28 protein-coding genes are annotated in these 26,940 nt (G+C 43.7%); 16 read left to right on the forward strand and 12 right to left on the reverse strand.

The annotated features are described in order from the left end of the window. Positions 1–50: 50 nt before the first annotated feature. The 8 genes from DPF93_RS09755 to waaA all read left to right on the forward strand — a co-directional run bounded on the left by DPF93_RS09755 (position 51) and on the right by waaA (position 8,768). Positions 51–1,217 (forward strand): nucleotide sugar dehydrogenase, encoded by a 1,167-nt coding sequence (locus DPF93_RS09755; RefSeq protein ID WP_114766002.1) that lies wholly within the window; start codon positions 51–53, stop codon positions 1,215–1,217. A gap of 85 nt (positions 1,218–1,302) precedes the next feature. Continuing rightward, the gene (rfaD, locus tag DPF93_RS09760) at positions 1,303–2,241 is read left to right on the forward strand and encodes an ADP-glyceromanno-heptose 6-epimerase (RefSeq protein WP_114766003.1); all 939 of its coding nucleotides are present in this window, start codon (positions 1,303–1,305) and stop codon (positions 2,239–2,241) included. A 172-nt stretch (positions 2,242–2,413) separates the two neighbouring features. Continuing rightward, entirely contained in the window at positions 2,414–3,652 is a 1,239-nt protein-coding gene (locus tag DPF93_RS09765) for an O-antigen ligase family protein (protein WP_114766004.1), read from the forward strand. Next, entirely contained in the window at positions 3,645–4,478 is an 834-nt protein-coding gene (locus DPF93_RS09770) for a glycosyltransferase (protein WP_114766005.1), read from the forward strand. Before DPF93_RS09765 ends, DPF93_RS09770 begins: the two co-directional genes overlap by 8 nt. A gap of 31 nt (positions 4,479–4,509) precedes the next feature. Next, the gene (locus tag DPF93_RS09775) at positions 4,510–5,622 is read left to right on the forward strand and encodes a glycosyltransferase family 4 protein (RefSeq protein ID WP_244204706.1); all 1,113 of its coding nucleotides are present in this window, start codon (positions 4,510–4,512) and stop codon (positions 5,620–5,622) included. Between the two features lie 42 nt (positions 5,623–5,664). Next, complete coding sequence (waaF, locus tag DPF93_RS09780; protein ID WP_114766007.1) at positions 5,665–6,690, forward strand: lipopolysaccharide heptosyltransferase II; 1,026 nt, start codon at positions 5,665–5,667, stop codon at positions 6,688–6,690. A 27-nt stretch (positions 6,691–6,717) separates the two neighbouring features. After that, positions 6,718–7,497: a glycosyltransferase family 32 protein gene (locus DPF93_RS09785; RefSeq protein WP_114766008.1), complete on the forward strand. Its 780-nt coding sequence runs from the start codon at positions 6,718–6,720 to the stop codon at positions 7,495–7,497. Then, positions 7,497–8,768 (forward strand): lipid IV(A) 3-deoxy-D-manno-octulosonic acid transferase, encoded by a 1,272-nt coding sequence (waaA, locus tag DPF93_RS09790; protein WP_114766009.1) that lies wholly within the window; start codon positions 7,497–7,499, stop codon positions 8,766–8,768. Before DPF93_RS09785 ends, waaA begins: the two co-directional genes overlap by 1 nt. Here the strand turns inward: waaA and DPF93_RS09795 are convergent. Beyond that, a complete protein-coding gene (locus DPF93_RS09795) occupies positions 8,746–9,825 on the reverse strand; it encodes a glycosyltransferase family 9 protein (protein WP_114766010.1) in 1,080 nt (359 codons plus the stop codon). The genes waaA and DPF93_RS09795 overlap by 23 nt on opposite strands. Beyond that, entirely contained in the window at positions 9,825–10,529 is a 705-nt protein-coding gene (locus DPF93_RS09800; protein WP_114766011.1) for a 3-deoxy-D-manno-octulosonic acid kinase, read from the reverse strand. The genes DPF93_RS09795 and DPF93_RS09800 overlap by 1 nt, the downstream gene beginning before the upstream one ends. Before the next feature lie 93 nt (positions 10,530–10,622). On the opposite strand from DPF93_RS09800, the gene DPF93_RS09805 reads away from it, so the two are divergent. Beyond that, on the forward strand, positions 10,623–11,678 hold the full coding sequence (locus DPF93_RS09805; RefSeq protein WP_114766012.1) for a glycosyltransferase family 9 protein: 1,056 nt from the start codon (positions 10,623–10,625) through the stop codon (positions 11,676–11,678). Between the two features lie 62 nt (positions 11,679–11,740). Further along, positions 11,741–12,526 (forward strand): glycosyltransferase family 2 protein, encoded by a 786-nt coding sequence (locus DPF93_RS09810; protein WP_114766013.1) that lies wholly within the window; start codon positions 11,741–11,743, stop codon positions 12,524–12,526. Positions 12,527–12,594: 68 nt separating this feature from the next. Here the strand turns inward: DPF93_RS09810 and DPF93_RS09815 are convergent, their stop codons facing one another. After that, positions 12,595–13,626, reverse strand: coding sequence for a glycosyltransferase family 9 protein (locus tag DPF93_RS09815; RefSeq protein WP_114766014.1), 1,032 nt, complete (start codon positions 13,624–13,626; stop codon positions 12,595–12,597). 105 nt (positions 13,627–13,731) lie between these two features. Between DPF93_RS09815 and coaD the strand changes: the two genes are divergently transcribed. Beyond that, complete coding sequence (gene coaD / locus DPF93_RS09820) at positions 13,732–14,226, forward strand: pantetheine-phosphate adenylyltransferase (RefSeq protein WP_114766015.1); 495 nt, start codon at positions 13,732–13,734, stop codon at positions 14,224–14,226. A gap of 28 nt (positions 14,227–14,254) precedes the next feature. Here the strand turns inward: coaD and DPF93_RS09825 are convergent, their stop codons facing one another. The 7 genes from DPF93_RS09825 to DPF93_RS09855 form a co-directional block, all read right to left on the reverse strand. Next, on the reverse strand, positions 14,255–15,259 hold the full coding sequence (locus DPF93_RS09825) for an NAD-dependent epimerase (protein WP_114766016.1): 1,005 nt from the start codon (positions 15,257–15,259) through the stop codon (positions 14,255–14,257). 82 nt (positions 15,260–15,341) lie between these two features. Next, positions 15,342–16,148, reverse strand: a complete 807-nt coding sequence (gene mutM / locus DPF93_RS09830; RefSeq protein ID WP_114766017.1) for a bifunctional DNA-formamidopyrimidine glycosylase/DNA-(apurinic or apyrimidinic site) lyase — start codon at positions 16,146–16,148, stop codon at positions 15,342–15,344. 30 nt (positions 16,149–16,178) lie between these two features. After that, positions 16,179–16,670, reverse strand: coding sequence for a hypothetical protein (locus DPF93_RS09835; RefSeq protein ID WP_114766018.1), 492 nt, complete (start codon positions 16,668–16,670; stop codon positions 16,179–16,181). A 122-nt stretch (positions 16,671–16,792) separates the two neighbouring features. Next, a complete protein-coding gene (gene rpmG / locus DPF93_RS09840; protein ID WP_075652128.1) occupies positions 16,793–16,963 on the reverse strand; it encodes a 50S ribosomal protein L33 in 171 nt (56 codons plus the stop codon). Positions 16,964–16,976: 13 nt separating this feature from the next. Continuing rightward, entirely contained in the window at positions 16,977–17,213 is a 237-nt protein-coding gene (rpmB, locus tag DPF93_RS09845) for a 50S ribosomal protein L28 (RefSeq protein ID WP_004728407.1), read from the reverse strand. 279 nt (positions 17,214–17,492) lie between these two features. Continuing rightward, positions 17,493–18,167, reverse strand: coding sequence for a RadC family protein (gene radC / locus DPF93_RS09850; RefSeq protein ID WP_114766019.1), 675 nt, complete (start codon positions 18,165–18,167; stop codon positions 17,493–17,495). Positions 18,168–18,280: 113 nt separating this feature from the next. Beyond that, positions 18,281–19,960 (reverse strand): methyl-accepting chemotaxis protein, encoded by a 1,680-nt coding sequence (locus tag DPF93_RS09855; protein WP_114766020.1) that lies wholly within the window; start codon positions 19,958–19,960, stop codon positions 18,281–18,283. Positions 19,961–20,208: 248 nt separating this feature from the next. Here DPF93_RS09855 and coaBC point away from each other — a divergent pair, with 248 nt between their 5' ends. The 4 genes from coaBC (at position 20,209) to lpxM (ending at position 24,075) form a co-directional block, all read left to right on the forward strand. After that, complete coding sequence (gene coaBC, locus DPF93_RS09860) at positions 20,209–21,408, forward strand: bifunctional phosphopantothenoylcysteine decarboxylase/phosphopantothenate--cysteine ligase CoaBC (protein WP_114766021.1); 1,200 nt, start codon at positions 20,209–20,211, stop codon at positions 21,406–21,408. A gap of 106 nt (positions 21,409–21,514) precedes the next feature. Next, positions 21,515–22,105, forward strand: a complete 591-nt coding sequence (gene slmA / locus DPF93_RS09865) for a nucleoid occlusion factor SlmA (protein ID WP_114766022.1) — start codon at positions 21,515–21,517, stop codon at positions 22,103–22,105. 8 nt (positions 22,106–22,113) lie between these two features. Further along, positions 22,114–23,064, forward strand: coding sequence for an LpxL/LpxP family Kdo(2)-lipid IV(A) lauroyl/palmitoleoyl acyltransferase (gene lpxL / locus DPF93_RS09870; protein ID WP_114766023.1), 951 nt, complete (start codon positions 22,114–22,116; stop codon positions 23,062–23,064). 18 nt (positions 23,065–23,082) lie between these two features. Then, the gene (lpxM, locus tag DPF93_RS09875) at positions 23,083–24,075 is read left to right on the forward strand and encodes a lauroyl-Kdo(2)-lipid IV(A) myristoyltransferase (protein WP_114766024.1); all 993 of its coding nucleotides are present in this window, start codon (positions 23,083–23,085) and stop codon (positions 24,073–24,075) included. 80 nt (positions 24,076–24,155) lie between these two features. Here lpxM and pyrE read toward each other — a convergent pair whose 3' ends face one another. After that, complete coding sequence (gene pyrE, locus DPF93_RS09880) at positions 24,156–24,797, reverse strand: orotate phosphoribosyltransferase (RefSeq protein WP_075652123.1); 642 nt, start codon at positions 24,795–24,797, stop codon at positions 24,156–24,158. 292 nt (positions 24,798–25,089) lie between these two features. Then, positions 25,090–25,806, reverse strand: a complete 717-nt coding sequence (gene rph, locus DPF93_RS09885; RefSeq protein ID WP_114766025.1) for a ribonuclease PH — start codon at positions 25,804–25,806, stop codon at positions 25,090–25,092. A 194-nt stretch (positions 25,807–26,000) separates the two neighbouring features. Between rph and DPF93_RS09890 the strand changes: the two genes are divergently transcribed. Continuing rightward, positions 26,001–26,867 (forward strand): YicC/YloC family endoribonuclease, encoded by an 867-nt coding sequence (locus DPF93_RS09890; RefSeq protein ID WP_114766026.1) that lies wholly within the window; start codon positions 26,001–26,003, stop codon positions 26,865–26,867. Positions 26,868–26,940: the final 73 nt, after the last annotated feature.

Consider the following 26,940-nt stretch of genomic DNA (forward strand, 5'->3'; position numbering starts at 1 on the left):
GCAGTTGCCCACTATAAATCTTCTATCAATCAAAAACATAAGGAACTTCTGTGAAAATTGCCGTTGCAGGTACAGGCTATGTTGGTCTGTCTAACGCTATGTTGCTAGCACGAAATAATGACGTTATCGCTCTTGATATCTTGCAAGAAAAAGTTGATATGCTTAATCGCAAGCAGTCTCCTATTGAAGACGCCGAAATTGAGTACTTTTTAACCACAAAGCTACTAAGCTTTAAAGCGACAACCGACAAACAAGAAGCTTATCAAGACGCTGATTATGTAATCATTGCAACACCGACTGACTATGATCCTCAAACACATTACTTCAACACTTCATCTGTAGAGTCGGTAATTAAAGATGTAATTCAATATAATCCTTCAGCAACCGTGATTATCAAATCAACCGTTCCTGTTGGCTATACCGAAAGAATCAAGCAAGAGTTTGAGTGTAATAACATAATCTTCTCTCCTGAATTTCTTCGTGAAGGTAAAGCACTATACGATAATCTCTATCCCTCTAGAATCATCGTTGGAGAACAAAGTGATCGTGCAAAAACCTTCGCAAACCTTTTGATTGAAGGCGCCGAGAAACAAAACATCGATGTTCTATTTACCAATTCAACTGAAGCAGAAGCCGTTAAACTATTCTCAAACACCTATTTAGCCATGCGTGTTGCCTATTTCAATGAGCTAGATTCTTACGCAGAAGCTCATAACTTGAATTCTCGCCAAATTATTGAAGGTGTTGGGCTAGACCCACGAATCGGTAACCACTACAACAACCCTTCTTTTGGGTATGGCGGTTACTGCTTACCTAAAGACACAAAACAATTACTCGCAAACTATCAGGACGTACCAAATAACATAATCTCAGCCATCGTTGATGCTAATCGTACTCGCAAGGATTTTATTGCTGACTCAATATTAAGCCGTAAACCCAACGTTGTGGGGATCTATCGCCTAATAATGAAAGCAGGCTCAGACAACTTTAGAGCATCATCAATACAAGGCATTATGAAGCGCCTAAAGGCAAAAGGAATTGAAGTCATTGTTTATGAACCAGTTTTACAGGATAAGTTCTTTTTTAACTCAAAAGTAATATCAGATTTTGACGAATTTATTAAATTGTCTGACACAGTAGTTTCCAATCGCCTGAATGATGAGTTGAAGCCATATTCACACAAAGTTTATACTAGAGATCTGTTTGGTACTGACTAAAAACTGCCGTAGAGAACTCCCATTAGTTATGGGATAAACTGTAATATATTACAATCACTTTACTTAATATAAATAGGCTCATCATATGATTATCGTAACCGGCGGCGCTGGCATGATTGGCAGCAACATTGTTAAAGCTCTAAACGATAAAGGCATCAACGATATTCTTGTTGTTGACAACCTTAAAAACGGGCGAAAATTCAAAAACCTAGTTGATTTAGACATCGCAGATTACATGGATCGTGATGATTTCCTAATGCAAATTATGTCAGGCGAAAACCTAGGACCAATTGAGGCAATCTTTCACGAAGGGGCTTGCTCAGCAACAACTGAATGGGATGGTAAGTATGTGATGCTCAATAACTACGAGTATTCGAAAGAGCTTCTTCATTATAGCCTAGAACATGAGATCCCGTTCCTCTACGCTTCATCTGCTGCAACCTACGGCGGGACAGATAAATTTATTGAAGAGCCTGAGTATGAAGGTGCGCTAAATGTTTATGGCTATTCAAAGCAGCAGTTTGATAACTATGTGCGCCGCATTTGGCAAGATGCAGAAGAGCATGGAGAAGTGCTCTCACAAATCACTGGTTTTCGCTACTTCAACGTTTACGGTCCTCGCGAACAACATAAAGGCTCAATGGCATCAGTTGCTTTCCACCTCAATAATCAAATGAACGCGGGTGAAAATCCAAAGCTATTCAAAGGTAGCGAGCACTTTAAACGCGATTTCGTTTACGTGGGTGATGTGGTCGATGTGAACCTTTGGTTTATGGATAGTGGTATTTCTGGTATTTTCAACCTTGGCACTGGTAACTCTGAATCATTTGAAGAAGTCGCAAAAGCGGTAATTAAACACCATGGAAAAGGCGAAATAGAAACAATACCTTTCCCCGAGCATCTAAAAGGTGCTTACCAAGAGTTCACCCAGGCAGACTTGACTAAACTTCGCGCAACTGGTTGTGACCATGAGTTCAAAACTGTTGCTCAAGGCGTTGCTGAATATATGCAAATAATCAACTAGTGCCAAAATGAGCGAGAGGATACTCACACTAACCTCTCGCCTCATTCCATGTAATGGTATCTTCTTATCTTCATTACATGTCATAGTTCTGAACAGGTGAATAGCTTGGTTGACTCTCTCATGATAGAATCTATTTCATAGTCTCTTCTCTGTAACGCTGACGTCATTCCTCATGTCAAAAAAATTTTTGTTCACAGAATCATTAATTATTGCTCTACTTTTTCTTTCGCTACTTACTTCTAAAGTAGGGATCTACATTGGTCTTGCTGCACTACTCGTCCTGCAACTCTACTTGTTACATCAAAAGCACTCTCAAATAAACGAAATTCGACAAAAAATCCCGAAAATAGCGATTTTTAGTATTGGTCTGTTTTGTTTAGGTATTTTTGCAACCTTGCCGATATCTGGCGACTTCAGTGACATTGGCAGCTATTTTCGTAAATCAGCGGTACTACTGTTGTTACCCTTGCTCATCATCAGTCTAATTCGGAACCACAATATAAAAATCGCACAACTTGCCGCAGTCTCAGGATTAATAATAGCTGCCATCTATGCCCTTATTCAATTCAAAGCGATAGGTGATACAACATGGAAAGGACAACGTATATCAAGTTTTTGGGATGTCGGACGCTGGGCTGAGATGCTAGGCTATTCTATCGCACTGTTAATTCCATATACTCTTGAAAGCCAAGCTCGCGCCAAGAAAAAGTGGTTACTTTATTCGTTAATTTTGATTTGCGTAATATGTTTATTACTATCCGGAAGTCGAGCACCACTTGTGGCTCTCGGGGTTTCAATTGGTCTTTACCTCGCAGTTCGAAAACCACGACTGGCCATTTTGAGCCTAGTCATTTTGGGGTTTATTTTAATATGTGCTAACTACAATTCAAACATAGCCACAATAACCCACAGAATCACCAGCATTACCAACATCACTAATGACTATTCAAACATTGCTAGATTAGTAATGTGGCAAAACGGTTTAGCATTTAGCTTCTATAACCTTGTGCATGAACCGAGTGTTTTCTTATTTGGTACCGGAATACAGAATATGGAAAGCCTGTATTTAAACTATTTAGATAGTATTCATGGTATTGCAAATATAAAAGAACAAACACATGATCAGTTCTCTACTAGGGACATCCACAATACCTATATAGATCTTCTGGTTCGCATGGGGGCGATATATGCAGTCGGGTTTATCAGCTTTCTAGTGGTTTTGTTTAGAAGCTTCTTCAATCAACGTCATAAAAGTCCTCAACTGTCCTATTCCGGCATGTGTCTAGTCATTACATTTTCAGTTACTGGGATGTTCTATACTAGTGGTTTAGAATTTCAGTTTACCGTCATGTTAGCTTTTGCTGCGGCTTGTTATGCCTCCATCCTCAAGAGTACACAACCAAATGAATAAATGTACGTTTGAAGCTAGTGTAATAGTTTCTTTTTATAACAATGTTGACGCTCTCATATGTATTCTACGCTCATTAGAGACACAAGGAGACAATTTTGAAGTGATCGTTGCTGATGATGGTTCTAAGCAAGAAAATGTCGATAAAGCATTCGAATACATAAAATCATCCCCAATACCTATCTCTCATGTGTGGCAAAAAGACTCTGGGTTCCGTAAAAACCGTATTCTGAATAAAGCTCTTAAACTATCTCAAAGCGAATATATTATATTTATTGATGGCGACTGCATTCCACAAGATAATTTTGTCCGTGACCACATTAGTAATAAAGAAAAAGGGGAAATACTGAATGGTAGACGTGCAGATATAGCTTCAAGCTTTAAAGAAAAACTACTTTCCAGCAAGCACCCTAATTCCTTTTTCAAAGATAATTTTGTACAGATTGCCAAAGCATATATTCAGGGAAGAGGAAAAAATGTAGAAAAAGGTATTCGTGTTACTAATCCAATGATTTTCAAAATACTAAACAATAAAAAGAAAGGCATCGTTGGTTGTAATTTCTCTGTGCATAAAGCAGATCTTCTAGATGTTAACGGATTTGACAATCGATACGAAATTCCTTGCATTGGTGAAGATACAGATATCGAATACCGACTATTACAAAAAGGCAAAGTGCTTAAAAACTTATTCCATCAGGCTATCATTCTTCATCCTCAACATCCTGAACTGCCTCGTTTGCCTCAGGCGCTAGAATTGTTTGAAGAAACCAAGAGACAAGGAAATATAGTCGCTTTGGATGGCTACCAACAAGCCAACAATGTTGATTAAACACCAAACTATAAATACTTGGAGATAATTCATGCCAAATTCAATTCTTCACATCTGCCTATCAAAAGGATGGGGAGGACTTGAAATGTACCCTATTCGCATCGGTCAAAGGCTTAAAGATCGTGGGTACAATGTATACGGGTTATGCGTAAAAGGTACACCAGTCGCCAAAGGAATGCGTGAGGCTGGCATTGAAACATTCGAGATCGAGAGTAAGACAACGCTTGTTGCAAATCAGATTTTTGCCCTTAACTCTTGGCTCAAAGAAAGAAGCGTCACCATCATACACAGCCACAAATCTGGCGATATTCTTGTTTCCGCGTTACTACACATGTTAATTCCTCGCTCTTCATTCTTTACTGAGCACATGGGCAGTTCCAGCACAAAAAAAGATATTTACCATAAGTTACTATATCGTCATTTGAAGCGTATTTTTTCTATTAGTGATGCAACTTATAAGCGCAATTTAGCTGCTCTTCCTATAACAGAAGACAGACTATCTCGCTTATGGCTAGGTACTGATATATCGGAAAACCTTATTTCTGATGAGAACGATATCTCTAACATCAAAAAAGAAGTGGGTTTGGACATATCAGGACCAATCATCGGCAATATAGGCAGAATGTGTGATGGCAAAGGGCAGTTAGAACTCATTGACGCTTTTTCAATTATCAAGCGAAGCAATACAACTTCTCAACTTATCTTAGTTGGTGGGCTAAAAGAAAATGAAGGTGCCGATATTGAGTATGTTGAGCAGCTTACTCAACGCGTAGATCAACTCGGTCTTCAAGATAGTGTTCATTTCCTTGGTTTTCGCACCGATACGGATAGAATGCTCGCAATAATGGATGTTGTATGTCTACCAAATAGAAATGAGGCATTCGGTCTAACTGCGATTGAAGCTATGGCAGCAAAAAAGGCGATCGTTGCCGCTGACACTGGAGCCCTACCAGAAATACTCTCCAATACCGCCTTACTTGCGCCACCAGATCAACCAGACTTGATTGCCATTCAAATCGAGCGTTATGCCAACGATGAAGCTTTACGTAAAGAAAATGCAAAAAAGGCATACTTACGTGCTCACACAGAATTTTCTATGGACGCACACTTGGACAAACTAACCCAGTTCTACTCTACCGAGTAAACTGATACACTTAAGTCATCATCTTAAATACTAATTTACATCATGAAAATTTTAGTTATTGGACCATCTTGGGTTGGCGATATGGTCATGTCGCAGAGCCTATATATAACACTAAAAAAACAACATCCTGAGGCTGAAATTGATGTTTTAGCGCCAGCATGGTGTAAACCCATTTTAGAAAGAATGCCTGAAGTATCCAATCCAATTGAGATGCCTATTGGACACGGAGCATTAAACGTTCTAGGGCGAAGAGCAATCGGGAAAAAGCTCGCAAAAACAGATTATACTCATGCATTTGTACTGCCCAACTCGGCAAAGTCCGCTCTAATTCCTTGGTTTGCAGGTATTCCAAACCGTACAGGATGGAAAGGGGAATTTCGTTATGGTCTGCTAACGGATTTAAGAGCTGATAAAACTGTATTTCAATATATGGTAGAGCGCTATGTAGCTCTTGCTTTTTCACCTGCCGAAATGAGACAGAACGTTTCGTTAGCTCAGTGCCCTGTTCCTCAGCTAGAAGTCGACCATATTAAACTAAAGCTGGCAGCTGAGCGCTTGGGCTTGTCTTTGTCCAAACCTGTTGTGGGTCTTTGCCCCGGAGCAGAGTTTGGTCCTGCTAAACGATGGCCAGATAGGCATTACTCAGAAGTAGCAAAGTATCTTATCGAGCAAGGCAATCATATATGGCTATTCGGTTCAAAAAAAGATCAGGAAGTTACCTCTAAAATTAAATCTGCACTATCACCAGAAAAGCAGCAATCATGCTTTGATTTAGCCGGACAGACATCTCTCATTGAGGCAGTAGATCTTTTAGCAGCTTGCCATACTGTCGTAAGCAATGATTCAGGTCTAATGCATGTTTCTGCTGCTGTTGGATGTAATATAGTCGCAATTTATGGCTCAAGCTCACCAAGGTATACGCCACCTCTGACGAAGTCTCTAGAAGTGGTTCACTCAGATATTGAATGTAGACCATGTTTTAAACGTGAATGCCCACTGGCACACTTAAAGTGCTTAAATGAGCTAGTTCCTAGTCATGTCATCAATGCGATCAAACGCTTTAATTAACTAATACAATTAAGAATAGATAGAACAATGAATAATGTAGCCATCCTTATATCTAACAGAAGCATTAGGCTAGTTGGAAATATCTTCAAGCTTTTATCCTACCCATTCCATTTTATCTTCCCAAAGAAACGCTTTGAGATCCCAGCGTATTCACCTGCTAGAGTAAAAATATCAAACCATCGAGATATTCCTAGAGTGATTTGGCAAACAAACTTTACTAATAAGTGCTCCTTGCCAATGTACCTAAACTATCTGTTCAATCGTCTTATGTCCTTGAACTGTGAGTATCGCTATGTAAGTACAGAAGCAAGAGGTGAATACCTAAAAGAACATGCACCTCAAGATGTCTTTGAAGCATATAACCGTTTAACAAATGGTGCAGCGCAAGCTGATCTTTGGCGACTATTTGTACTCTATCGTGAAGGCGGAGTTTACTTGGATATCGATGCGACTTTGGTGTGGTCATTAGACAAGCTTTTGTTAAATGAAGCTAATGCACTTTATATCAAGATAAAAAACAACAGTGAAATCACTAACTACTTTATAGCATCAAAGCCCAATAACCCTGAGCTAAAAGCGTGTTTGAACCGTGTAGTATATAATATCAATCATTATGACCCTGACAATGGTGTTTATAATACCACTGGACCTAAAGTACTTAACGACATCTTAGATCATGACATTATATCTACTAGAGATAGAAAATTTGTTTGCATTCAAGGCACATTTACTAATGAGTATTTTCAATATATAGATAAACCTCGAGGAAAATGGATTCATATTGACAACAATACACTTGTTAAGTAATGAAAGTTTTAATTAGATTCTTATATACGGCTCTTTTAGTGCTCGTCGCACCTGCTCTTTTATATGGACTATTTCGGACAAGAACAGATAAACCTAGTGTAGGCAAACGCTGGAAAGAGCACTTTGGCTTTGCTTCAAAGCTCAAAAGTCATTCGCGCCCAGTATGGATTCATGCGGTATCAGTTGGTGAAACCATCGCGGCAACACCTTTTATTCGTCAACTCAAAAAGCGACATCCGGATCTAGACATTCTCTTAACTACAACCACTCCTACTGGAGCCAAACAAGCAGAATCTTTAGGTGCTCTGGTTGAACATCGATACATGCCTATCGATTTTGGTTTTGCCATAAAAAAGTTTATTGCTCAATTTAACCCTTCACAACTACTGATAATTGAAACTGAGCTGTGGCCAAATACTTTACATCATGTAAATGAAGCTGGAATTCCAATCACTCTTGTAAATGCTAGACTGTCAGAAAAATCATGCTTGGGATATCAAAAAATCCAACCTATTTTTAACATCATCAAACCCGCTTTAAGTATGATTTTATGTCAATACAAAGAAGATGCACATAGGTTTGAAAAACTTGGTATTGCTAAAAGTAGACTACATGTTACTGGTTCAATTAAGTTTGATATTAATATCGATCCAACATTGCATCAAAAAGCCATCGAACTTAGGAACGATCTTGGAGGATCGCGTCCGATTTGGATAGCAGCGAGTACTCATCAAGGCGAAGATGAAATTATACTTGCTGCTCATAAAAAACTTTTAGCAAAGTATTCAAACGCACTATTGATCATCGTGCCTCGCCACCCCGAGCGCTTTAACTCGGTCTTTGAGCTGTCGAAGTCCGCTGGACTAAATACCCATCGCCGAACTGAAGAACAAGATCACTTCAAATCTCAAGTCTACTTAGCTGATACCATGGGAGAAATGCTACTTTTAATGCAAGCCGCTGATGTATGTTTCATGGGAGGTAGTTTCCTCGGAGATAAGGTCGGTGGGCACAACATGCTTGAACCTGCAGCTTTGGGTAAGCCGATAATCTCTGGTCCAAGCTACTTTAACTTTTCTGAAATCGTTCAATTGTTAAAAAATCAAAACGCAATTGAAATAGTCAACGATGCTGACTCTTTGTCGCTATGGGTTGATAATCTATTTAATGACAAAAGCCTTTATGAAGTGATGGCAAATGGTGCTTATAAAACCATTTGCCTAAATAAAGGGGCAATTGAACGTACAATTAACCTTGTATTCCCTCGGTAAAATCAATCTCTAGATAATTAAGACAATCCAAAAATTTCTGAGAAGTGAAGTTATTTATTCCTTTCATGGTAAAAAGAATAGATGATAAGCCAGAGTTCGGATGCCAATTCTGATAGTTGATCTTATCGTCACTGTATATCGCAACCTGAGGTATCCCGAGACCTGTAGCGATATGTACAATAGACGTATCTACAGTAACCACAAATTTCGCTTGATTGATAACCGCCATCGCATCGTAGATTGATGCACTTTTATCAAAGTGATAGACCTTATTGCTCGTCAGATTCATCTCCGTTAGTTGTTGTCGCGTGTCTGGGGATGACAATAAAACAACGTTCAAAGATGGATCATTCGCTTCTATGGTTTCAATGATTCGACTGATTGAACTTTTGTTTAATTTTCTACTGTGCCCGCTACCAAAAGGATTCAACAACACATAGTCGTGGATTTGGTTTTGTTGAATAAAGTCGTTAACTTTTTCAATCGAGTTCTGAAGTAAAGGGACGATGTAATTTTCACTTGGTCCATTAACCCCAACTAGTGAAGCGACATAGTCAAACTTGTCTGCATAATGCTGGTTCTCAATATTCGCAGCAATATTCACGTTAACGAGTTTCACACCCTGATCAACGCCAACATTCACCATAGAATTAAGACAATTCAACAGGTAGATGTCCTTCATTTTCATATCTAGATTTAAAGATACGACCATGTCAACCTGCCCGACTTGTTCACTGACCTGACGAATTTCGCTATACGACGGTCGTTTACTGATGTGAATCACTTGGTCGACACCAAAGTGCTCTTTAAACAACGATTCCATCGCAGGTATGGTTAGAACTTTAATTGTAATATCAGGACGATGCTTGCGTAGTTTTCTGATTAAACCCGACGAAACAATTGCATCACCTAGCTTTGCATCATTACGAATGAAAAGAATGCTCGCAGTTTTGGTTAGATCAAACTGGGTAGTTTTATCCTTATCAAATAACCATATACCTAGCGTTCGTCTCAATACATCTCGAAAACGCTGAAAACGACTAACGATAGCTTTCATTATTTACCCTGATATCCATTACACAGAAAATTAAATTTATCTTGGTTCCAAACGACTGCCCGCTTGCTTTCTTCTTTCTCAAACGAGCGCTTCAATCTATCTAAGTTACCTTGCTTCCAGTTATCGCCTGATTGTTGGAAGCACTTATCGAAATCAATAATCCAAACCTTGCCCTGATCATCAATGAGAATATTGTGGATGTTCAAGTCAGTATGATTGACCTGCGCATCATGCATTTTCCTGATTTCTTGACCAATTTTTTTATACATTTTCGCCGGTAATGGTTTCTCAATCAAAATTGAAACCAAATCACGTGCATTAGGGATTTTTTCACTCAATAAATCCGCTCGGTAACTAAACCAATTCTTTACCGCACGAGCTGCAATCGGTCGTGGTACATTCACGCCCGCTTCAATAAGCAAATTCAATAGCTGAAATTCTTGATAACTGCGCGTTTGCTGCCAGCCATTAAAACGGTAGCTGTCATTGACGAGCTTACCAAACAAGCCACCACGTCGATAGTGACGCAGCGCCGCCGCAATCGTTGCGGTTTGTACAAACCAAGTGGTTCCACGCCCTTGGGCACTACCTATCACCTTACCGCTATTTTGCCAAAACTCAGGACAAAAGACCTGTTGTGGGTCTTCTTTTAGCAGGGTTTCGTCATACCAGATTGTTTGATTATCCAACTGCAAGGTTTTCATATCGAGCTTTCTTTGATTCAATGCTGTTCGCCATTTTACATTTATTGAACCTCTCTGCATAATCTTCGCTATTGCTTGTTTGAAGAAAACACTATGACACTATTTACTTCCCCACCAAAATCTCTCTGTATTCTACGTTTGTCCGCGATTGGTGACGTCTGCAACACCGTTGCTGCTATACAGGCAATCCAGCGTCAATGGCCATCAACTGAAATTGTCTGGATCACGGGCAAGCTAGAAGCGCAGCTGATTAGCGATCTCAGCGGGGTGAAAGTCATCGTATTTGATAAAAAACTAGGCTGGGCAGGCTATAAGAAGCTGTGGGCAGAGCTAAAAGATTATAAGTTCGATGCGCTGCTACATATGCAGTACGCCTTTAGAGCTAGCATAGCGACGCTTGGGATCAAGGCAAAATACAAACTGGGCTTTGATAAACTGCGCAGCCAAGATTTCCAAACCCTGTTTACCAATGTGCAAGTACCATCGCCTAGCTCTATGCATGTATTAGATGGCTTACTGGCATTCGGCTCCTATCTGGGCGTTAAGGATATGACCCCAGCATGGGACATCAATTATTCCTCAGCTGATGAAAAATGGGCTAATGCGCAACTTAGCAGTGATAAACCAAATCTGGTTATTGTACCGGCAGCAAGCAAAGCCTATAAAAATTGGACCGCGACTGGCTACGCCGAAGTCATTGAGCATGCTATGGCGTTAAACTGGAACGTACTATTAGCGGGCAGCCCAGCTCAAGTTGAGCTCGACTTAGCCCAAGAGGTGGAAAGCAATTTAACCGAGCCCGTCGATAACCTAGTAGGAAAAAGCTCGCTCAAAGAGATGCTTGCCTTAATTGATAAAGCTGACTTAGTTATCGCACCAGATACAGGACCAACCCACATGGCCAATGCGATGAATACGCCGGTCATAGGTTTATACGCTCATCATAACCCGCAAAGAACTGGCCCGTATCAATATCGTCACTATGTGGTTTCCGCTTACGAAGAGGCGATTTTAGCGGAAACGGGCAAGCCATCAAGTGAGCTAAACTGGCGAGCACGCGTCAAAGATAAAACGGCAATGCAGAGAATCAAAGCGCAGCAAGTTATTGCGATGTTTGATAAAGTAGTGGTTGATCAACACTTAAACTAAATTGTCTCAATTGAACCCGTTTGTTCTTTTTGGGCGTGTAACGAATATCCAGAGGTACCAGAGTGAGTAAACCGACTATTGCCGTTGCTCTTATTGTCAAAAATGAAGCGCAGCATTTGAATGCCTGCTTGGAAACGGTCCATGATTGGGTAGATGAAATTGTCGTTCTCGACTCTGGCAGCACGGATAATACTGAAGAAATTGCGCGCCGCTACACCGATAAGTTTTACGTAAATGCGCAATGGCCTGGCTTTGGACCACAACGTCAACTGGCACAGTCTTATGTCACGGCTGACTACGTATTGTGGTTAGACGCCGATGAACGCGTGACACCTGAATTGAAAGCCAGCATTCTGGATGCGGTCGAAAAAAATTCGGTCAATACGGTTTATCAAACTGCACGTCTTAGCTGGGTATTTGGTCGTTACATCAAGCATTGTGGCTGGTATCCAGATCGCGTGCTACGTTTGTATCCAACCAAACTGACGCAATACAATGACTCATTAGTACATGAAAAAGTGGAAGTAACAAAAGAGATGCAGGTTGCCAACCTTGACGGTGACCTTATTCACTTTACTTACAATGACATGAACCATTATCTCGTCAAGTCAGCAGGTTACGCTAAAGCTTGGGCAGAACAACGAGAGAAAAAAGGCAAAAAGAGCAGCATCTCGCAAGGCATTCTGCATGCTTTAGGCTGCTTTATTAAGATGTATATCGTTAAAGCTGGTTTCTTAGATGGTAAACAAGGCTTGTTGCTATCGATTCTTTCTGCTCACTCGACATTTGTGAAATATGCAGATTTGTGGATTCGTAGCGAAACCGACAAGATGCCAGACAAATTCTAGTAAAAAGCAGCCCAAGTTGGCTGCTTTTTTCTTATCACGCTTTTCTTTCTACACCAATACGATCATTCTCAGAGATAAGAAGCTATCCAAGGCTGTAGCTGTTTAACCACCGTTGCAATATCAATTCTCGCCATATCTTCTTGGCTGGCTTTGTCTTCAGCCTGAGGAGGGCAAAATGCAATATGCTTGCCTTCAGAATTAATTGGTCGCCAACGTAGCGGCGTTGCTGAGCGCTTACTTGGAAAGAAACCAACGGTTGGAACATCAAGGGTCGCAGCGATATGCAGCGGCCCAGTTGAACCCGCGATAAAACAGCTGGCACACGCAATCGAGCGAGAAAAATCCACCAGTCCATCATTTTTACTATACAGCGCAGCCTGAACACCTTCTGCTGCCAACAAAGCTTGCAGCTCGGCAGCTTTTTCTTCTTCACCCGGACCAGCAGTTAATACCACAATGTAATCACCTTCAATCGCGCTGACCAAATCAGTGTATTGCTGTAGCGATAAGTTATTCGCCGAACCACCACTACCGGCATGAACAAACAGCCACGCCTTGTCACTATCGATAGCAAGCTGCTTGCTCAGTTTTGTACGCTGCTGGGATAGCTCCTGCGCATCAAAACTTAGGTATGGCGTTGTTGGCTCAACAATATCAATTTGCTGATCTGACAAAAATGCGCGAATAAGATCTAGATTGTATTGATACTCAGGCTTAGCCGACTGAGAACGCTTTTGTTTGATGCGCTTGTTATAGAAAATCTGCGCAAACTTAGTTGCGGGCGCCAAACGGTAAGGAATCTTTGCTTTCCATACCAACTTGGCGTTGTAAGTGGTCGAGAACAGATTAATCGCTGCATCAAATTTTGCCGCTTTGAGGTTTTCGACCAACTGCTGCTTGGCGTACTTATCACCATCTTTGCTTGGGTCTAGCATCACCTCATCAATCCAAGGACAAAGCTCTGCAAGCGCGACAGTATAGTTAGGGACCAACGCAGTAATTCGGCAATCTGGTAGAGATTGTTTTAACATCGCAAAGCTTGGCCAAGCCAGCATAAAGTCGCCAATTTTATCATTGCGAACTACCAGTATCTTTTTCATTGCCTTTTCCTACACAAACTCAGTGCACTAATGATAACGGCTTAATTGGGTAAACGTCAGCCTTTTTGTTACTATAGAAGGAGTTAGACTTTTGAGTGTAGAGCCGTGAGCAAAAAACATTTATCTCGTGTCATTTACCCGGGCACTTTTGATCCAATTACCAATGGGCACTTAGACTTAATTGAACGTGCTGCTGATATGTTTGATGAAGTGATCATTGCAGTCGCGGCAAGCCCAAGCAAAAACACCATGTTTACCTTGCAAGAGCGAGTAGCCTTTACTCAGCAAGTAACCAGCCATCTTGATAACGTGGTATCGAAAGGCTTTAGTGGTCTAATGGTTGATTTTGCTAAGCAAGAACAAGCGAATGTGTTGATCCGCGGTCTGCGCACCACAGTCGATTTCGAGTACGAGTTTGGTCTAACCAATATGTATCGCCGCCTACTGCCAGGGCTAGAAAGCGTCTTTCTCACCCCAGCAGAAGAGCATGCCTTCATCTCTTCCACCATCGTGCGTGAAGTGGCAATTCATGGTGGTGATGTCAGTGGTTTTGTGCCTGAGATAGTGGCTAACGCACTAAAAAATAAAGCGAAGGTTTAAGGGCGAGTCTCATACTCGCCTTATATAATTAAATGCCAAAGTATTCGCGATACCAGTCAACGAAAGCTTGTACCCCTTCTGCAACTTTTACCTGCGGCACATATCCCGTTGCTTTGAATAAGTCTTCAGTATCAGCATAAGTCGCATATACGTCACCAGGTTGCATTGGCATAAAGTTTTTCTTCGCCTCAATTCCTAAGGATTTTTCCAGTGATTCAATAAAGTTCATCAATTTAACTGGGCTACCGTGACCGATATTGTATACCTTATAAGGCGCAGAGCTAGTCGCAGGTGAGCCTTGCTCTACCGTCCAAGATGTATCTTTCCCTGGTATCACATCTTGAATACGAATAATTCCTTCAACGATATCATCGATATAGGTGAAATCACGCTGCATGTCGCCATTGTTATAAACATCGATCGTTTCGCCTTTAACTATCGCATTGGTAAACTTAAATAGCGCCATATCCGGACGTCCCCAAGGTCCATACACAGTAAAGAAGCGCAGACCAGTCGTTGGAATACCGTACAGGTGAGAGTATGTATGAGCCATCAGTTCATTTGACTTTTTGGTTGCTGCGTATAGAGAAATCGGATGGTCAACCGAATCCTTCGTGTCAAATGGCATTTTCTGATTTAAACCATATACAGAGCTTGATGAGGCATAGACTAGATGCTGGATCTTATGATTTCGACACCCTTCGAGAATCGTTAAATGACCAACTAAATTGCTATCTGCATAAGCCATTGGATTATCAATCGAATAGCGAACACCCGCTTGTGCGGCCAAGTGAATAACACGATCAAATTGCTGCTCGGCAAATAATTCTGCAATACCCTCACGATCAGCCAAGTCCAGCTCAACAAACGTGAAGTTTTCATGAGCGATACGAACCAATCGGTCATGTTTTAGTGATACCGGATAATAATCATTGAGGTTATCAATACCGATAACTGTATGCCCTAAAGCACATAGACGTTCAGAAACAGCGGAACCGATAAAGCCTGCGACTCCAGTCACTAGATATTTCATACTAACACTCTCACAACTTCTTGAATGTTCAGATTGTACAACAACACATGAACTATTGCTCACCACCTTGAAACCAATTGCATCACTTCTGGCAACTTGAGCAGAAAAAGGTGTTTCTCTGCCCGATTTTTAGCTCTTCAATCGGCTCACCGCAGCTTGGGCAGGGCTCACCCGCCTTGCCATATACTTGCAGCTCTTGCGCAAAGTAACCCGGCTTACCATCCGCTTGAGAAAAATCTTTTAACGTGGTGCCGCCTTGTTGAATCGAGGTTTGCAGCACTTGCTTGATCTCAGCCACCAGCTTTATCCACTCATTGAGTGTTAAGCTGCCAGCCGCTCGTTGCGGGTGCAGGCGCGCACTAAATAGGGATTCGCTGGCGTAAATGTTGCCGACGCCAACCACCACCTTGTTATCCATAATAAATTGTTTGAGCGCCACACGCTTATTCACCGCTTTTTGCTGCATGTACTCGGCACTAAACTCTGCCGTTAATGGCTCCGGTCCCATATGCCCCAAGACGTTATGTTCGCCGTCTTCACTATAGAGCCAAGCGCCAAAGCGGCGCGGATCGTTATAACGCAGCACCTTGCCATTGGTCAGCTTGAGATCAACATGATCGTGTTTACCCGCCGCAATCTCAGCGTCCAACACCCGCAGCGAACCGGACATCCCCAAGTGAACAATCGCACAGCCCGCATCAGTTTCAATAATTAGATACTTAGCGCGGCGGCGAATATTACGGATCACCTGCCCTTCGAGTTTTTTTAGTTCTTTCGGGATATCCCAGCGCAGTTTTGCAGTGCGAAAGGTAAGGGTTTGGATAGTCTCTCCAATCAGATGGGGCGAAATCCCCATGCGGCTAACTTCAACTTCGGGTAATTCAGGCACTGGCAACTCCGATTAACTACTTGCTATTAATTACTGGTTATCTGCGTGGGTGGGAAATAGGTAATGCTCTTCGAGCGTGACCGCAATCCATTTATCCTGCCAGTTTTTCAACAACCAAAACTGTGGCAACTGATAAAAGGTGATCCTTTGCGGCTCTTCTTGATCGTGATACCACACCTCCAAAGAGCGGGGCGCCCCTAAGTTTGGTTGTAAGGTTTGATACTGCTCGATTGGCACTTCAGTACCAACCAAAGTTTGCCAACGCCCAACCAATTGCTGTGCAGGAACGGGGGAAGGCACACTCAAAATCCAATCACCACCTTCACTAGTTAGCGACCATTGACTCGAATAAATTGCCGTTAGGGTTCGGTTTGGGTTAAGCAGGTAAGGATGCAGCGGCTCTGCAGGCTCTTCAATGAGGTAATTCTTAATCAGAGTAGGAAGATTGAGCAGCACCATAAACGCAACCACCCCAAGAATGAGGAGATTGTTCCAACGGCGACGACGAGCAGTAGATTGCATACTTCGATCCTAAATAACCTATCTAGTTGAAGTATATGGGAGATTTAGATAATAAAAAACCCAACTCGAAAGTTGGGTTTCTAATTTAAACTTCTTAAAAGAAGTTACAAAGAAAAAATCAATTACTTGATTTTAGCTTCTTTGTACACAACGTGCTTGCGAACTACAGGATCAAATTTCTTGATCTCGAATTTGCCAGGCATGTTACGTTTGTTCTTATCAGTTGTGTAGAAGTGACCTGTCTCAGCAGTTGATACTAGACGGATTTTCTCACGAACGCCTTTCTTTGCCATTGCCTATTTCCTCTTAAACGTTTTCGCCGCGCGCACGGATGTCAACAAGAACAGCATCGATGCCTTTCTTGTCAATGATGCGCATACCTTTTGCAGTAAGGCGTAGTTTAACAAAACGTTTTTCGCTCTCTACCCAGAAACGATGAGTTTGTAGGTTCGGCAGAAAACGACGCTTAGTAGCATTTCGTGCGTGTGAACGGTTGTTACCCGTTACTGGACGCTTACCAGTTACTTGGCATACTCGTGACATGAATGTCTTCTCCAAAATCGTTTCAGCTCGATATCAACCTTGGTGGCCGAACCTCTTCTATTTCTAAACAGAAGGATAGAGGTTTAGATCCGCTATAGAAAGTCTATACAAGGCTATCAAAGGTCGCGCATTATACTAACTTGAATAGCATTGCTCAAGACCCGAACAGATCCTTTTTACAGATTTCAGTGATCTTTTTTTAAGCAGAGCTGAATTTAGTCTAAAAAATGTCGAGGGATTGTACTCAGATTTAGTTCAACTCACAACAAAAATTGTGATTCAAATCCAACCACGCTCTGCGAACGAAATAACTTCGCCATCTCCAACCACAAAATGGTCAAGAATTCTTATCTCAACTAAAGCCAGCGCATCTATCAAACGACGAGTAATACGGCGATCAGACTGACTCGGCTCGGCGATACCTGAGGGGTGATTATGGGCGAGGATTAATGCGGCAGCATTGAGCTCTAGCGAGCGTTTAACCACTTCTCTTGGATAAACTGAAGCAGAATCAATCGTTCCTTCAAACATCACCTCAGAGCGAATCACGCGATGCTGGTTATCGAGAAACAGTATGTAGAAGGCTTCTCGTTGGCGATCACGTAGGACACTGGATAAATACAATTTGGTTTGCTGTGGGCTGGTCAGCGCTTCACCACGTTTTAACGTTTCCGCTAAATATCGCTGCGACATCTCCAAACAAGCTTGCAGTTGCACATATTTGGCAAGCCCCAACCCTTTGTGGCGGCAAAACTCCTGCTCGGAAGCCGAAAATAGACGTCTTAACGAGCCAAATTCACCCAGTAGCTGATCAGCGAGTTGCAAAACGTTGACGCCTTGCGTGCCCGTGCGCAAAAAAATCGCCAGTAATTCCGCATCCGTGAGTGCGTTTGGTCCATGGTGACGCAGCTTCTCTCGCGGTAATAATGCATTGGGTAATGACTTGATGCCCATTCCAACTCCATCCTGTCCAAATCACCTCTATTGGACAAAATAAAAAGTGAAAGCCGAAATCGACTTTCACTTTTCTGATCCAAGTTAACTAAGAGATGTAACTGATAGAGCAATTACAATTTAAAGCTCCCCACCAGTTGATGCATTTCTTGACCAGATTGTGTCAACTGAGAACTGATTGAGTCTGACTGCTGCAACGTTTGGTTAATCTCATTTACGATATGTTGAATCGCAACTAAGTTTTGATTGATATCTTCTGCTACCGCGCTCTGCTCTTCTGCTGCTGATGCGGTTTGGATCCCCATATCACGAATCGTCGCAACAGAGTGCTGCACCGCAGCCAGCATTTCGCTAATACGACTTGAGTCTTGTGCCGTCTGTTCACCACTTTGCTGGCTCGCCGCCATGGTCGAAACCGCGCGCGACACCCCATCTTGCAATTGCTTAAGCATATCGCCAATTTCATGAGTACTGTTTTGTGTGCGGCTGGCAAGCGAGCGCACTTCATCGGCAACCACCGCAAAGCCGCGCCCCTGCTCACCTGCGCGCGCAGCCTCAATCGCCGCGTTGAGCGCCAGTAAGTTAGTTTGCTCAGCAATCTCACCAATCACCTGCAGTACTTTGGTGATTTGCTCAGTTTGCGCACTTAAATCCGAAACCGCATCCGAGGTTAGGTTCACCTCATTGACCAACTGGTTAATACCTTCAATCGCATGCCCAACTTCGGTTTGCGCGTCGTGAATTTGCTCATTGGCATCGTCAATCGCCTGCGCGGTCGCATTGGTATTGTTGGCCACCTCTTTCGAGGTCATGCTCATCTCCGTCACGGCTGTCACCACTTTTTCTGTCTCTAAACAGTGGCGCTGCATTTGCTCGCTAGCTTGGCTGGTTTGCGAGTCCAATCGCTGCGCGGCAGATTTCACCGACTCTGCGCTACCACGGATATCCGAAATCAGCGGATGCAACTTGTCCATAAAGTGATTGAACGCCAGTGCCACCTCTCCCACTTCATCTTTACTCTCAACTTGCAAGCGTGCAGACAGTTCGCCATCACCAGCCGCGACATCTTTTAGCGACGTGGCAATATGTTGCAACGGACGCACTCCGCGCGAAATGATCATACTCAGCACCACGCTCGTGAGCACTAAGCCAAATAGCGACAAACCAATCGCCGATAGCGTTTGTTCATTGAGCTGTTCAGTGCGCTCTGCTTGTGTTTTTGCTACCTGAATATCGATATCATCAATATAGATGCCAGTGCCTAACACCCAGTCCCACTTTGGCAGATATTCTGCGTAACCCAACTTGGGCGCTTGGGCATCAATTGAAGGCTTATGCCAAGAGAAATACAAAAAGCCATCGCCATCTTTCGCCGCTTTGATCAGCCCAGCAATCACCTCCACACCATTTTCATCTTTTAGCCCGTAGAGATTTTTGCCTTCAAGCTCAGGTTTTATGGCGTGTAGGGTATTGACGCCTTGCGAGTCATAAGCAAAGAAATAACCATCACTTTCAAAGCGCATCGCCTTTAGAATGGCTTTGGCTTGCTCTTTATTGTTGCCATTAACGTCTGAGTCGTACAATGGCTTGATCGCGGTCGCCCCCATCATCAGGTACGCCTTTAACTCTCGTTGCTTGTTCTCAATCAACTCCGCGCGATAATTTGCCAATTCAGCCTCGAGGCTGGCTTGCCCTTTAAAATAGTAAACTGCGGTTATAAGCATTGTGATCACCACGAGTGGGATCACGGTCACTAGAAGCAACTTACCTCGGCTTTTTAGTGATATTCCCATTACTACACCTGTCCTTGTTTGTGAGCGAATGACGCTAAGCAACCTCACACTATTTTGTATCTCAATTGTAAGATTGCTTATTTATGAGTTCATTGGTGTGAAATTATACTGCCGCACTTGTAAATGATATGTATGTTATTTGCTGGCGTATTTGAATATTTTGAGGTGACTCAAGAGCTGTAGAAACATCAACGATTAATACATCTTTGGCTTGTGATACTATCAGCGCATTATTTTGGAGAATTACAATGCAAACACTCGCAGGTAAAAAGATTTTGCTCGGCATCAGTGGTGGTATTGCCGCTTACAAATGTGCTGAATTAACCCGCCGTCTTATCGAGCGTGGCGCTCAAGTTCAAGTTGTTATGACCAAAGCTGCCAAAGAGTTTATTACTCCGCTCACCATGCAAGCCGTCTCTGGTCGCCCAGTCTCTGACAGCCTATTGGATCCGGCAGCTGAAGCGTCGATGGGGCATATTGAATTAGCTAAATGGGCTGATTTGGTATTATTGGCTCCGGCAACAGCAGATCTCATCGCGCGTATGGCGGCAGGCATGGGTAACGATTTACTCACCACTCTCGTCCTTGCCAGTGACGCGCCGATTGCCGTTTCACCTGCGATGAATCAGCAAATGTATCGCAACCAAGCAACGCAAGAAAACATCGCCACACTGAGCCGCCGTGGTATGCATATTTGGGGCCCTGCAGCTGGTGAACAAGCTTGTGGCGATGTGGGACCTGGTCGCATGCTAGAACCGATGCAACTGGTTGGCTTATGTGAACAGTTCTTCAGCGATAAACCTCTCAAAGACAAATCCATCTTGATCAGCGCAGGTCCTACTCGTGAAGCCATCGATCCAGTGCGTTACATCAGTAACCACAGCTCAGGCAAAATGGGCTTTGCACTTGCGCAAGCGGCGCAGCAACTTGGCGCAAGCGTGACTCTGGTTGCCGGTCCAGTAGCCTTGCCAACGCCACAAGGCTGCGAGCGTATTGATGTAGAAAGCGCGAACGATATGCACCAAGCCGTGATGAGCAAAGCGATTGAGAGCGATGTATTTATTAGCTGCGCGGCCGTGGCAGACTATCGCCCTGAAACCGTAGCGGACAATAAGTTGAAAAAGACTGACGACAACGATGCCATGACTGTCAAAATGGTCAAAAACCCAGATATCGTTGCTTCTGTTGCCGCACTGAGCGAACAGCGACCATTTACTGTTGGCTTTGCCGCTGAAACCCAAAACGTTAAACAGTATGCGTTAAGTAAACTGACTCGCAAAAACCTCGATATGATCTGCGCCAATGATGTTTCTGTGCAAGGACAAGGGTTTAATAGCAACGACAATGCGATTACCGTATACTGGCAACAAGGTGAGCAGGCACTCACTCTCGCATCAAAACAACAAATAGCACAGCAAATTCTGCGACTTATTGCTGATAAGCTGTAAAACGAATTCTTATTTTTTGAGCTAATCGCCCTGCCTAATTTAAGGCAGGGTCCCCATTTATTTTGCGAAAAGACTTTGCAAAAAGTGGTCACAAAAGGAAGCGTTCATGGCAGGAACACGAAAAACCAATCGCCGAGAAGAAATATTACAAGCCCTAGCACAAATGCTGGAGTCAAATGACGGTGCATCGCGCATTACAACCGCGAAGCTCGCCAAACAAGTCGGCGTCTCTGAAGCGGCGCTGTACCGTCATTTCCCAAGTAAAGCACGCATGTTTGAAGGGCTGATTGAGTTTATCGAAGAATCTCTAATGTCGCGTATCAATCGCATCTTAGATGAAGAGAAAGACACCCTTACGCGTATTCGCTTAGTGCTGCAATTGATCCTTGCCTTTGCCGAGCGTAACCCTGGTCTGACTCGCATTCTTTCCGGTCATGCGTTAATGTTTGAAAATGAACGACTACGCGATCGCATCAACCAACTGTTTGAGCGTATTGAAACCTCGTTACGCCAAATCCTGCGTGAACGTAAGCTACGTGAAGGAAAATCGTTTCCAGTCGATGAACGTATTCTTGCCGCGCAGTTGCTTGGTCAGGTTGAAGGCAGTCTCAATCGTTTTGTTCGTTCAGACTTTAAATATCAGCCGACGGCTAACTTTGATGAATACTGGGCACTGCTCAGCGCACAAATTGCTTAAATAAGAACATGAAAAAAAGAACTCACGTTGATAAGCCTGAGTTTAAACTCGCTTTATTGCACCCAAAACATTGGGGCGTTTGGCTCGGCTTTGGCTTGCTTGCACTATTAGTAAATCTGCTCCCTTACGCGCTGCTATTGCGGCTCGGGCGCGCAATTGGTTTGCTGGGAATGAAACTTGGCAAATCGCGCGTAAGCATCGCTCGACGCAACTTTGAGCTTGCTTTCCCTAACATGGCGCCCGAAGAAATCGAAGCCAAGGTAGTAGAAAACTTTAAAAACACCGGCATGGCGCTGATTGAAACCGGCATCACTTGGTTTTGGCCTACTTGGCGTTTTAAGCGTCTTTTAGTGGCGAAAGATATCTCGCTGCTCGAGTCTCTGCGCGATGAAGGCAAAGGGGTTCTGCTATGCTGCGTGCATGCACTTAACCTAGAAATCACTGCACGAGCCTTTGGCGTATTGGGTTTGCAAGGCTATGGTGCTTACCGACCTCACAGCAACCCAGCGTACGAATTTATTCAGTATCGCGGTCGCACGCGTAATGGCAACCAACTGATTTATCGTCGCGATCTTAAGCAAATGATCCGTGTTCTTCGTGAAGGAGAGCGCCTCTTCTATTTACCCGATCAAGACTATGGTCATAATAAGTCGGTCTTTGTGCCCTTTTTTGCCGTACCAGAAGCCTGTACCACCACAGGTACAAGTATTCTTCACTACACTAGCCAGTGCGCGGTGATCACAGGCTCAGGCTTTAGAAACAGTGCCGGCAAGTACGAAATAATTGCCAGCCCACGTATCGATTTAGACTACCCTAAAAAGGATGAAACGGCAGCCGCAGCTTATATGAATCACTATATTGAACAAGTGATTCTGCGCGCGCCTGAACAATGGATGTGGCTACATAAGCGTTTCAAATCGCTACCCGATGAAACACAAACCAATTCACGCTACCTCTAAATTAGGTTTTTTGCTGCTATGAGTGACACTCAAAAAAATAGTACGGATAAATACATCCATAACCCGACCTTCCAGTGGTCTTTTCTCCACCCGAAACATTGGGGCACTTGGATTGGCATTTTCTTTGCGGCGTTATTGGCGTTTGTGCCGGTGCGCTGGCGCGATAAGGTAGCAAGAAAGCTGTCGACATTTGTGATCCGTAAAAATGGTCGCGTGGTGCGACGAGCGCGCGTCAATTTGCAATATTGCTTCCCAGAAAAGAGCGCGGAAGAAAGACAACATATTCTTGAAGAGGCTTTTGTAAAAGCCGCTCAGTACTTGTTGGCGTATTCTGAATTTTTAGTCCGCTCGACGAAGCACAATCAAAGTCGTGGCGTCATGATTGGTGAAGAGAACATCATCCCGCTGCTGGATGCTGGCGAGCCGGTGATCATTTTGGCGCCTCATGCATGGGCGGTCGACTATCCAGGCGTTATGCTCGCGGCACGTGGCTATAAAATTACCACCATCATGAAGCCGCAACGCAACCCGATTGGCGACTGGCTAATGCAAGTGCAGCGCATGCAATATGGCGGTCGCATTTTTGCTCGTGAAGCTGGTGTGAAACCGTTTGTCCGTTCAATCAAAGATGGTTATGTCGGTTACTGGCTGCCTGATGAAGATTTTGGCGCTGCAAGCTCGGTGTTTGTGCCTTTCTTCGGCACTGAAAAAGCGACCCTCAAAGGCTTTGGTAAAATGGCGCGTCTATCCAAAGCGAAAGTGGTCCCTATTCTACCAGCGTATAACGACCAAACGGGTAAATACGAAGTACACATCCTGCCTGCTTTAGAAAACTTCCCAACTGGGGATGAAGAGCAAGATGCACGTGCGATGAATAAAGCGATTGAAGATTTGGTTACTCCACGCCCTGAGCAATATATGTGGAACCTATCGCTGCTGAAAACTCAGCGTGACGGACGTGAAATCTACGATAACTCAGACAAGGGCGATCGTGATTTAAGCCAGCAATAAACGGCAAACATTACAAACTAAAAAGGGCTGATGGAGTAATCCACCAGCCCTTTTGATTATCTAACCCAAACAGTGCCTGGTTAGATGCCGTATTCAGCGCGGTACGCTTTTACTGCTTCAAGGTGCTCAGTGTTGTCGCCTTTCTCTTCTAGGAAAGTGATAAGGTCTGTCAGGCTAACGATAGAAATCACTGCACAACCAAAGTCACGCTCAACTTCTTGAATCGCTGATAGCTCGCCCTTGCCTTTCTCTTGACGGTCAATCGCCACCAATACGCCTGCTAAATCTGCGCCATTGGCTTGGATGATTTCCATTGACTCACGAATCGCGGTACCGGCAGTGATCACGTCATCCACCAGCATAATACGACCTTCCAGAGCGCTACCCACTAAATTGCCACCTTCACCGTGATCTTTGGCTTCTTTACGGTTAAAGCAGTAAGGCGTATCGATGTCATGGTGATCTGCTAATGCGACTGCAGTAGTAGTCGCGATTGGAATACCTTTGTACGCAGGGCCAAACAACACGTCAAACTCAATACCTGAATCCGCCAACGCCGCTGCATAGAAACGACCTAAACGCGCTAAATCACGACCAGTATTGAACAAGCCAGCGTTAAAGAAATATGGGCTCTTACGGCCTGACTTCAAAGTAAACTCACCAAACTTTAAAACTTCTTTCTCTAGTGCAAATTCAATAAATTCACGCTGGTATGCTTTCATCATCCACTCTCTAATTAAATGCCTAGTGCCTATCACTAGATGGTTTACAACTTCAAATTGCAGTAACTATTCACTTAGTTACCCATTAATAATCTTCAATGCCGTAAATGTATGTCATTGAAGATGAATCCTTTGCAGTAGAAAGCTTCACAGCTAGGCAGCCAGACTTTTCGAGCCTATGAGCATACACAAGTATGTGATTAGGTCGAAAAGTTGCAGCGAACAACGCTGTGGAGTTTTATACAAAAAAGGTAAAAAAATAGCCTCCGATAAAGGAAGCTATTTCTCAAAACTAATTGGCTAACGCCGTCTTCTGCGCTGCGACGATTTCCGCAATACCTTTGCTCGCCGATTCCAACAGCGCCAGCAACTGGGTATGCGTGAACGGTTCGCCTTCCGCAGTGCCTTGCACTTCGATCATGCGACCATCTTCTGTCATCACCACGTTCATATCGGTATCCGCCGCTGAATCTTCAACGTATTCCAGATCGCACAACACGTCTTCGCCAAGCAGACCCACTGAAACAGCCGCTACATGACCTTTCATTGGGTTGCTCTTTAGCTTGCCGCTATCGATTAGGTGTTGGAATGCATCAGCCAGTGCCACACTTGCACCTGAGATAGACGCTGTACGAGTACCGCCATCGGCTTGGATTACGTCACAGTCAACGGTGATCATAAACTCGCCCATCGCTTTTAGATCCACCACAGCACGTAGGCTGCGAGCGATAAGACGTTGAATTTCCATGGTACGTCCGCCCTGCTGACCGTTGGTCGCTTCACGACGAGTACGTGAATGCGTTGCACGTGGCAGCATGCCATATTCTGCGGTTACCCAGCCTTTGCCTTGACCTTTTAGCCAACGAGGAACATTTTCTTCGATTGAAGCGTTGCAAAGTACCTTGGTGTTACCAAACTCAACAAGAACAGAGCCTTCAGCATAAGCTGTGTAGTTACGAGTAATTTTAATTGGGCGAACTTGATCCGCCTTGCGATCGTTTGGACGCATGGGCATCTACCTTTATTTGTAGGGGGAGACGTTTTGGTTGGAGCAGGATTATAGCTGAAAAGGTTTGCGCTGGCGAGTGTGGCGACAGCGCTTCAATGACTTAGCAAGAAACATCGACGGATTAAAAGGATTCCAGCGGTGACTGTGCTACTATCTCAAGGTTAATTTTCAGCATATATAGACAGGAAAATTCGATGATCTACAGTATGACGGCATACTCTCGCAAAGAGTTAAAAGGCGATTGGGGCACAGCCGTATGGGAAATCCGCAGCGTTAACCAACGCTACCTAGAAACCTACTTCCGTTTACCTGAGCAGTTCCGTGGTCTTGAGCCTGTACTGCGTGAGCGTTTCCGTCAGCGCCTAGCACGCGGTAAGGTGGAATGTCACCTACGCTTTGAAGCAAACCCTGCTGCTAAAGGCGAGCTAACCATCAATGAAACTCTTGCAAGCCAAGTGATCAAAGCCGCTGAACAAGTGATGCACATGACGGGCGAACTTAGCCGCATTAACCCATTCCAAGTGATGCAATGGCCAGGTGTAATGGAAACGCCAGAGCAAGATATGGATGCGATCAACAAAGACCTTCTGGCTGGTTTCGATGAAGCGCTAAGCGAATTTATTGAAGCGCGTGGTCGTGAAGGCGATAACATGAAAGCGCTAATTGAACAGCGCCTAACCGCCATTACCGACGAAGTGGTGAAAGTACGTGCTCGTATGCCAGAAATCCTCGCTTGGCAACGTGAGCGTCTACTGGGTAAATTTGAAGAAGCCAAGATTGAGCTGGATGCGGCGCGCGTTGAACAAGAGCTTATCATGCTGGCACAAAAATCTGACGTGGCAGAAGAGCTAGACCGCTTGGACTCTCACGTGAAAGAGACCACCAACATCTTGAAAAAAGGTGGCGCTGTTGGTCGCCGTCTGGACTTTATGATGCAAGAGTTTAACCGTGAGTCGAACACATTGGCGTCAAAGTCGATCAGCACAGACATCACCGCGTCAGGTGTTGAGCTTAAAGTACTTATCGAACAAATGCGTGAACAGATCCAGAATATCGAGTAATACCGATGTCTAAACCTCTCGCATCATAGAGGTCATGCAGACGAGCGGATCAGAGATTAACCCTAATTTTTGA

Source organism: Vibrio rhodolitus (assembly GCF_003350325.1).
GTDB lineage: Bacteria > Pseudomonadota > Gammaproteobacteria > Enterobacterales > Vibrionaceae > Vibrio > Vibrio rhodolitus.

What these genes read in the sequence shown, in the direction of transcription:
- DPF93_RS09770 (WP_114766005.1), top strand. Translation starts at nt 3,645, where the DNA reads ATGAATAAATGTACGTTTGAAGCTAGTGTAATAGTTTCTTTTTATAAC.
- DPF93_RS09835 (WP_114766018.1), bottom strand. Translation starts at nt 16,670, where the DNA reads ATGCAATCTACTGCTCGTCGTCGCCGTTGGAACAATCTCCTCATTCTT.
- DPF93_RS09800 (WP_114766011.1), bottom strand. Translation starts at nt 10,529, where the DNA reads ATGAAAACCTTGCAGTTGGATAATCAAACAATCTGGTATGACGAAACC.
- DPF93_RS09785 (WP_114766008.1), top strand. Translation starts at nt 6,718, where the DNA reads ATGAATAATGTAGCCATCCTTATATCTAACAGAAGCATTAGGCTAGTT.
- rfaD (WP_114766003.1), top strand. Translation starts at nt 1,303, where the DNA reads ATGATTATCGTAACCGGCGGCGCTGGCATGATTGGCAGCAACATTGTT.
- slmA (WP_114766022.1), top strand. Translation starts at nt 21,515, where the DNA reads ATGGCAGGAACACGAAAAACCAATCGCCGAGAAGAAATATTACAAGCC.
- rpmB (WP_004728407.1), bottom strand. Translation starts at nt 17,213, where the DNA reads ATGTCACGAGTATGCCAAGTAACTGGTAAGCGTCCAGTAACGGGTAAC.
- DPF93_RS09765 (WP_114766004.1), top strand. Translation starts at nt 2,414, where the DNA reads ATGTCAAAAAAATTTTTGTTCACAGAATCATTAATTATTGCTCTACTT.
- lpxM (WP_114766024.1), top strand. Translation starts at nt 23,083, where the DNA reads ATGAGTGACACTCAAAAAAATAGTACGGATAAATACATCCATAACCCG.
- DPF93_RS09825 (WP_114766016.1), bottom strand. Translation starts at nt 15,259, where the DNA reads ATGAAATATCTAGTGACTGGAGTCGCAGGCTTTATCGGTTCCGCTGTT.
- DPF93_RS09890 (WP_114766026.1), top strand. Translation starts at nt 26,001, where the DNA reads ATGATCTACAGTATGACGGCATACTCTCGCAAAGAGTTAAAAGGCGAT.
- DPF93_RS09795 (WP_114766010.1), bottom strand. Translation starts at nt 9,825, where the DNA reads ATGAAAGCTATCGTTAGTCGTTTTCAGCGTTTTCGAGATGTATTGAGA.
- lpxL (WP_114766023.1), top strand. Translation starts at nt 22,114, where the DNA reads ATGAAAAAAAGAACTCACGTTGATAAGCCTGAGTTTAAACTCGCTTTA.
- DPF93_RS09815 (WP_114766014.1), bottom strand. Translation starts at nt 13,626, where the DNA reads ATGAAAAAGATACTGGTAGTTCGCAATGATAAAATTGGCGACTTTATG.
- DPF93_RS09855 (WP_114766020.1), bottom strand. Translation starts at nt 19,960, where the DNA reads ATGGGAATATCACTAAAAAGCCGAGGTAAGTTGCTTCTAGTGACCGTG.
- rph (WP_114766025.1), bottom strand. Translation starts at nt 25,806, where the DNA reads ATGCGTCCAAACGATCGCAAGGCGGATCAAGTTCGCCCAATTAAAATT.
- rpmG (WP_075652128.1), bottom strand. Translation starts at nt 16,963, where the DNA reads ATGGCAAAGAAAGGCGTTCGTGAGAAAATCCGTCTAGTATCAACTGCT.
- DPF93_RS09805 (WP_114766012.1), top strand. Translation starts at nt 10,623, where the DNA reads ATGACACTATTTACTTCCCCACCAAAATCTCTCTGTATTCTACGTTTG.
- waaA (WP_114766009.1), top strand. Translation starts at nt 7,497, where the DNA reads ATGAAAGTTTTAATTAGATTCTTATATACGGCTCTTTTAGTGCTCGTC.
- coaBC (WP_114766021.1), top strand. Translation starts at nt 20,209, where the DNA reads ATGCAAACACTCGCAGGTAAAAAGATTTTGCTCGGCATCAGTGGTGGT.
- radC (WP_114766019.1), bottom strand. Translation starts at nt 18,167, where the DNA reads ATGGGCATCAAGTCATTACCCAATGCATTATTACCGCGAGAGAAGCTG.
- DPF93_RS09775 (WP_244204706.1), top strand. Translation starts at nt 4,510, where the DNA reads ATGCCAAATTCAATTCTTCACATCTGCCTATCAAAAGGATGGGGAGGA.
- waaF (WP_114766007.1), top strand. Translation starts at nt 5,665, where the DNA reads ATGAAAATTTTAGTTATTGGACCATCTTGGGTTGGCGATATGGTCATG.
- pyrE (WP_075652123.1), bottom strand. Translation starts at nt 24,797, where the DNA reads ATGAAAGCATACCAGCGTGAATTTATTGAATTTGCACTAGAGAAAGAA.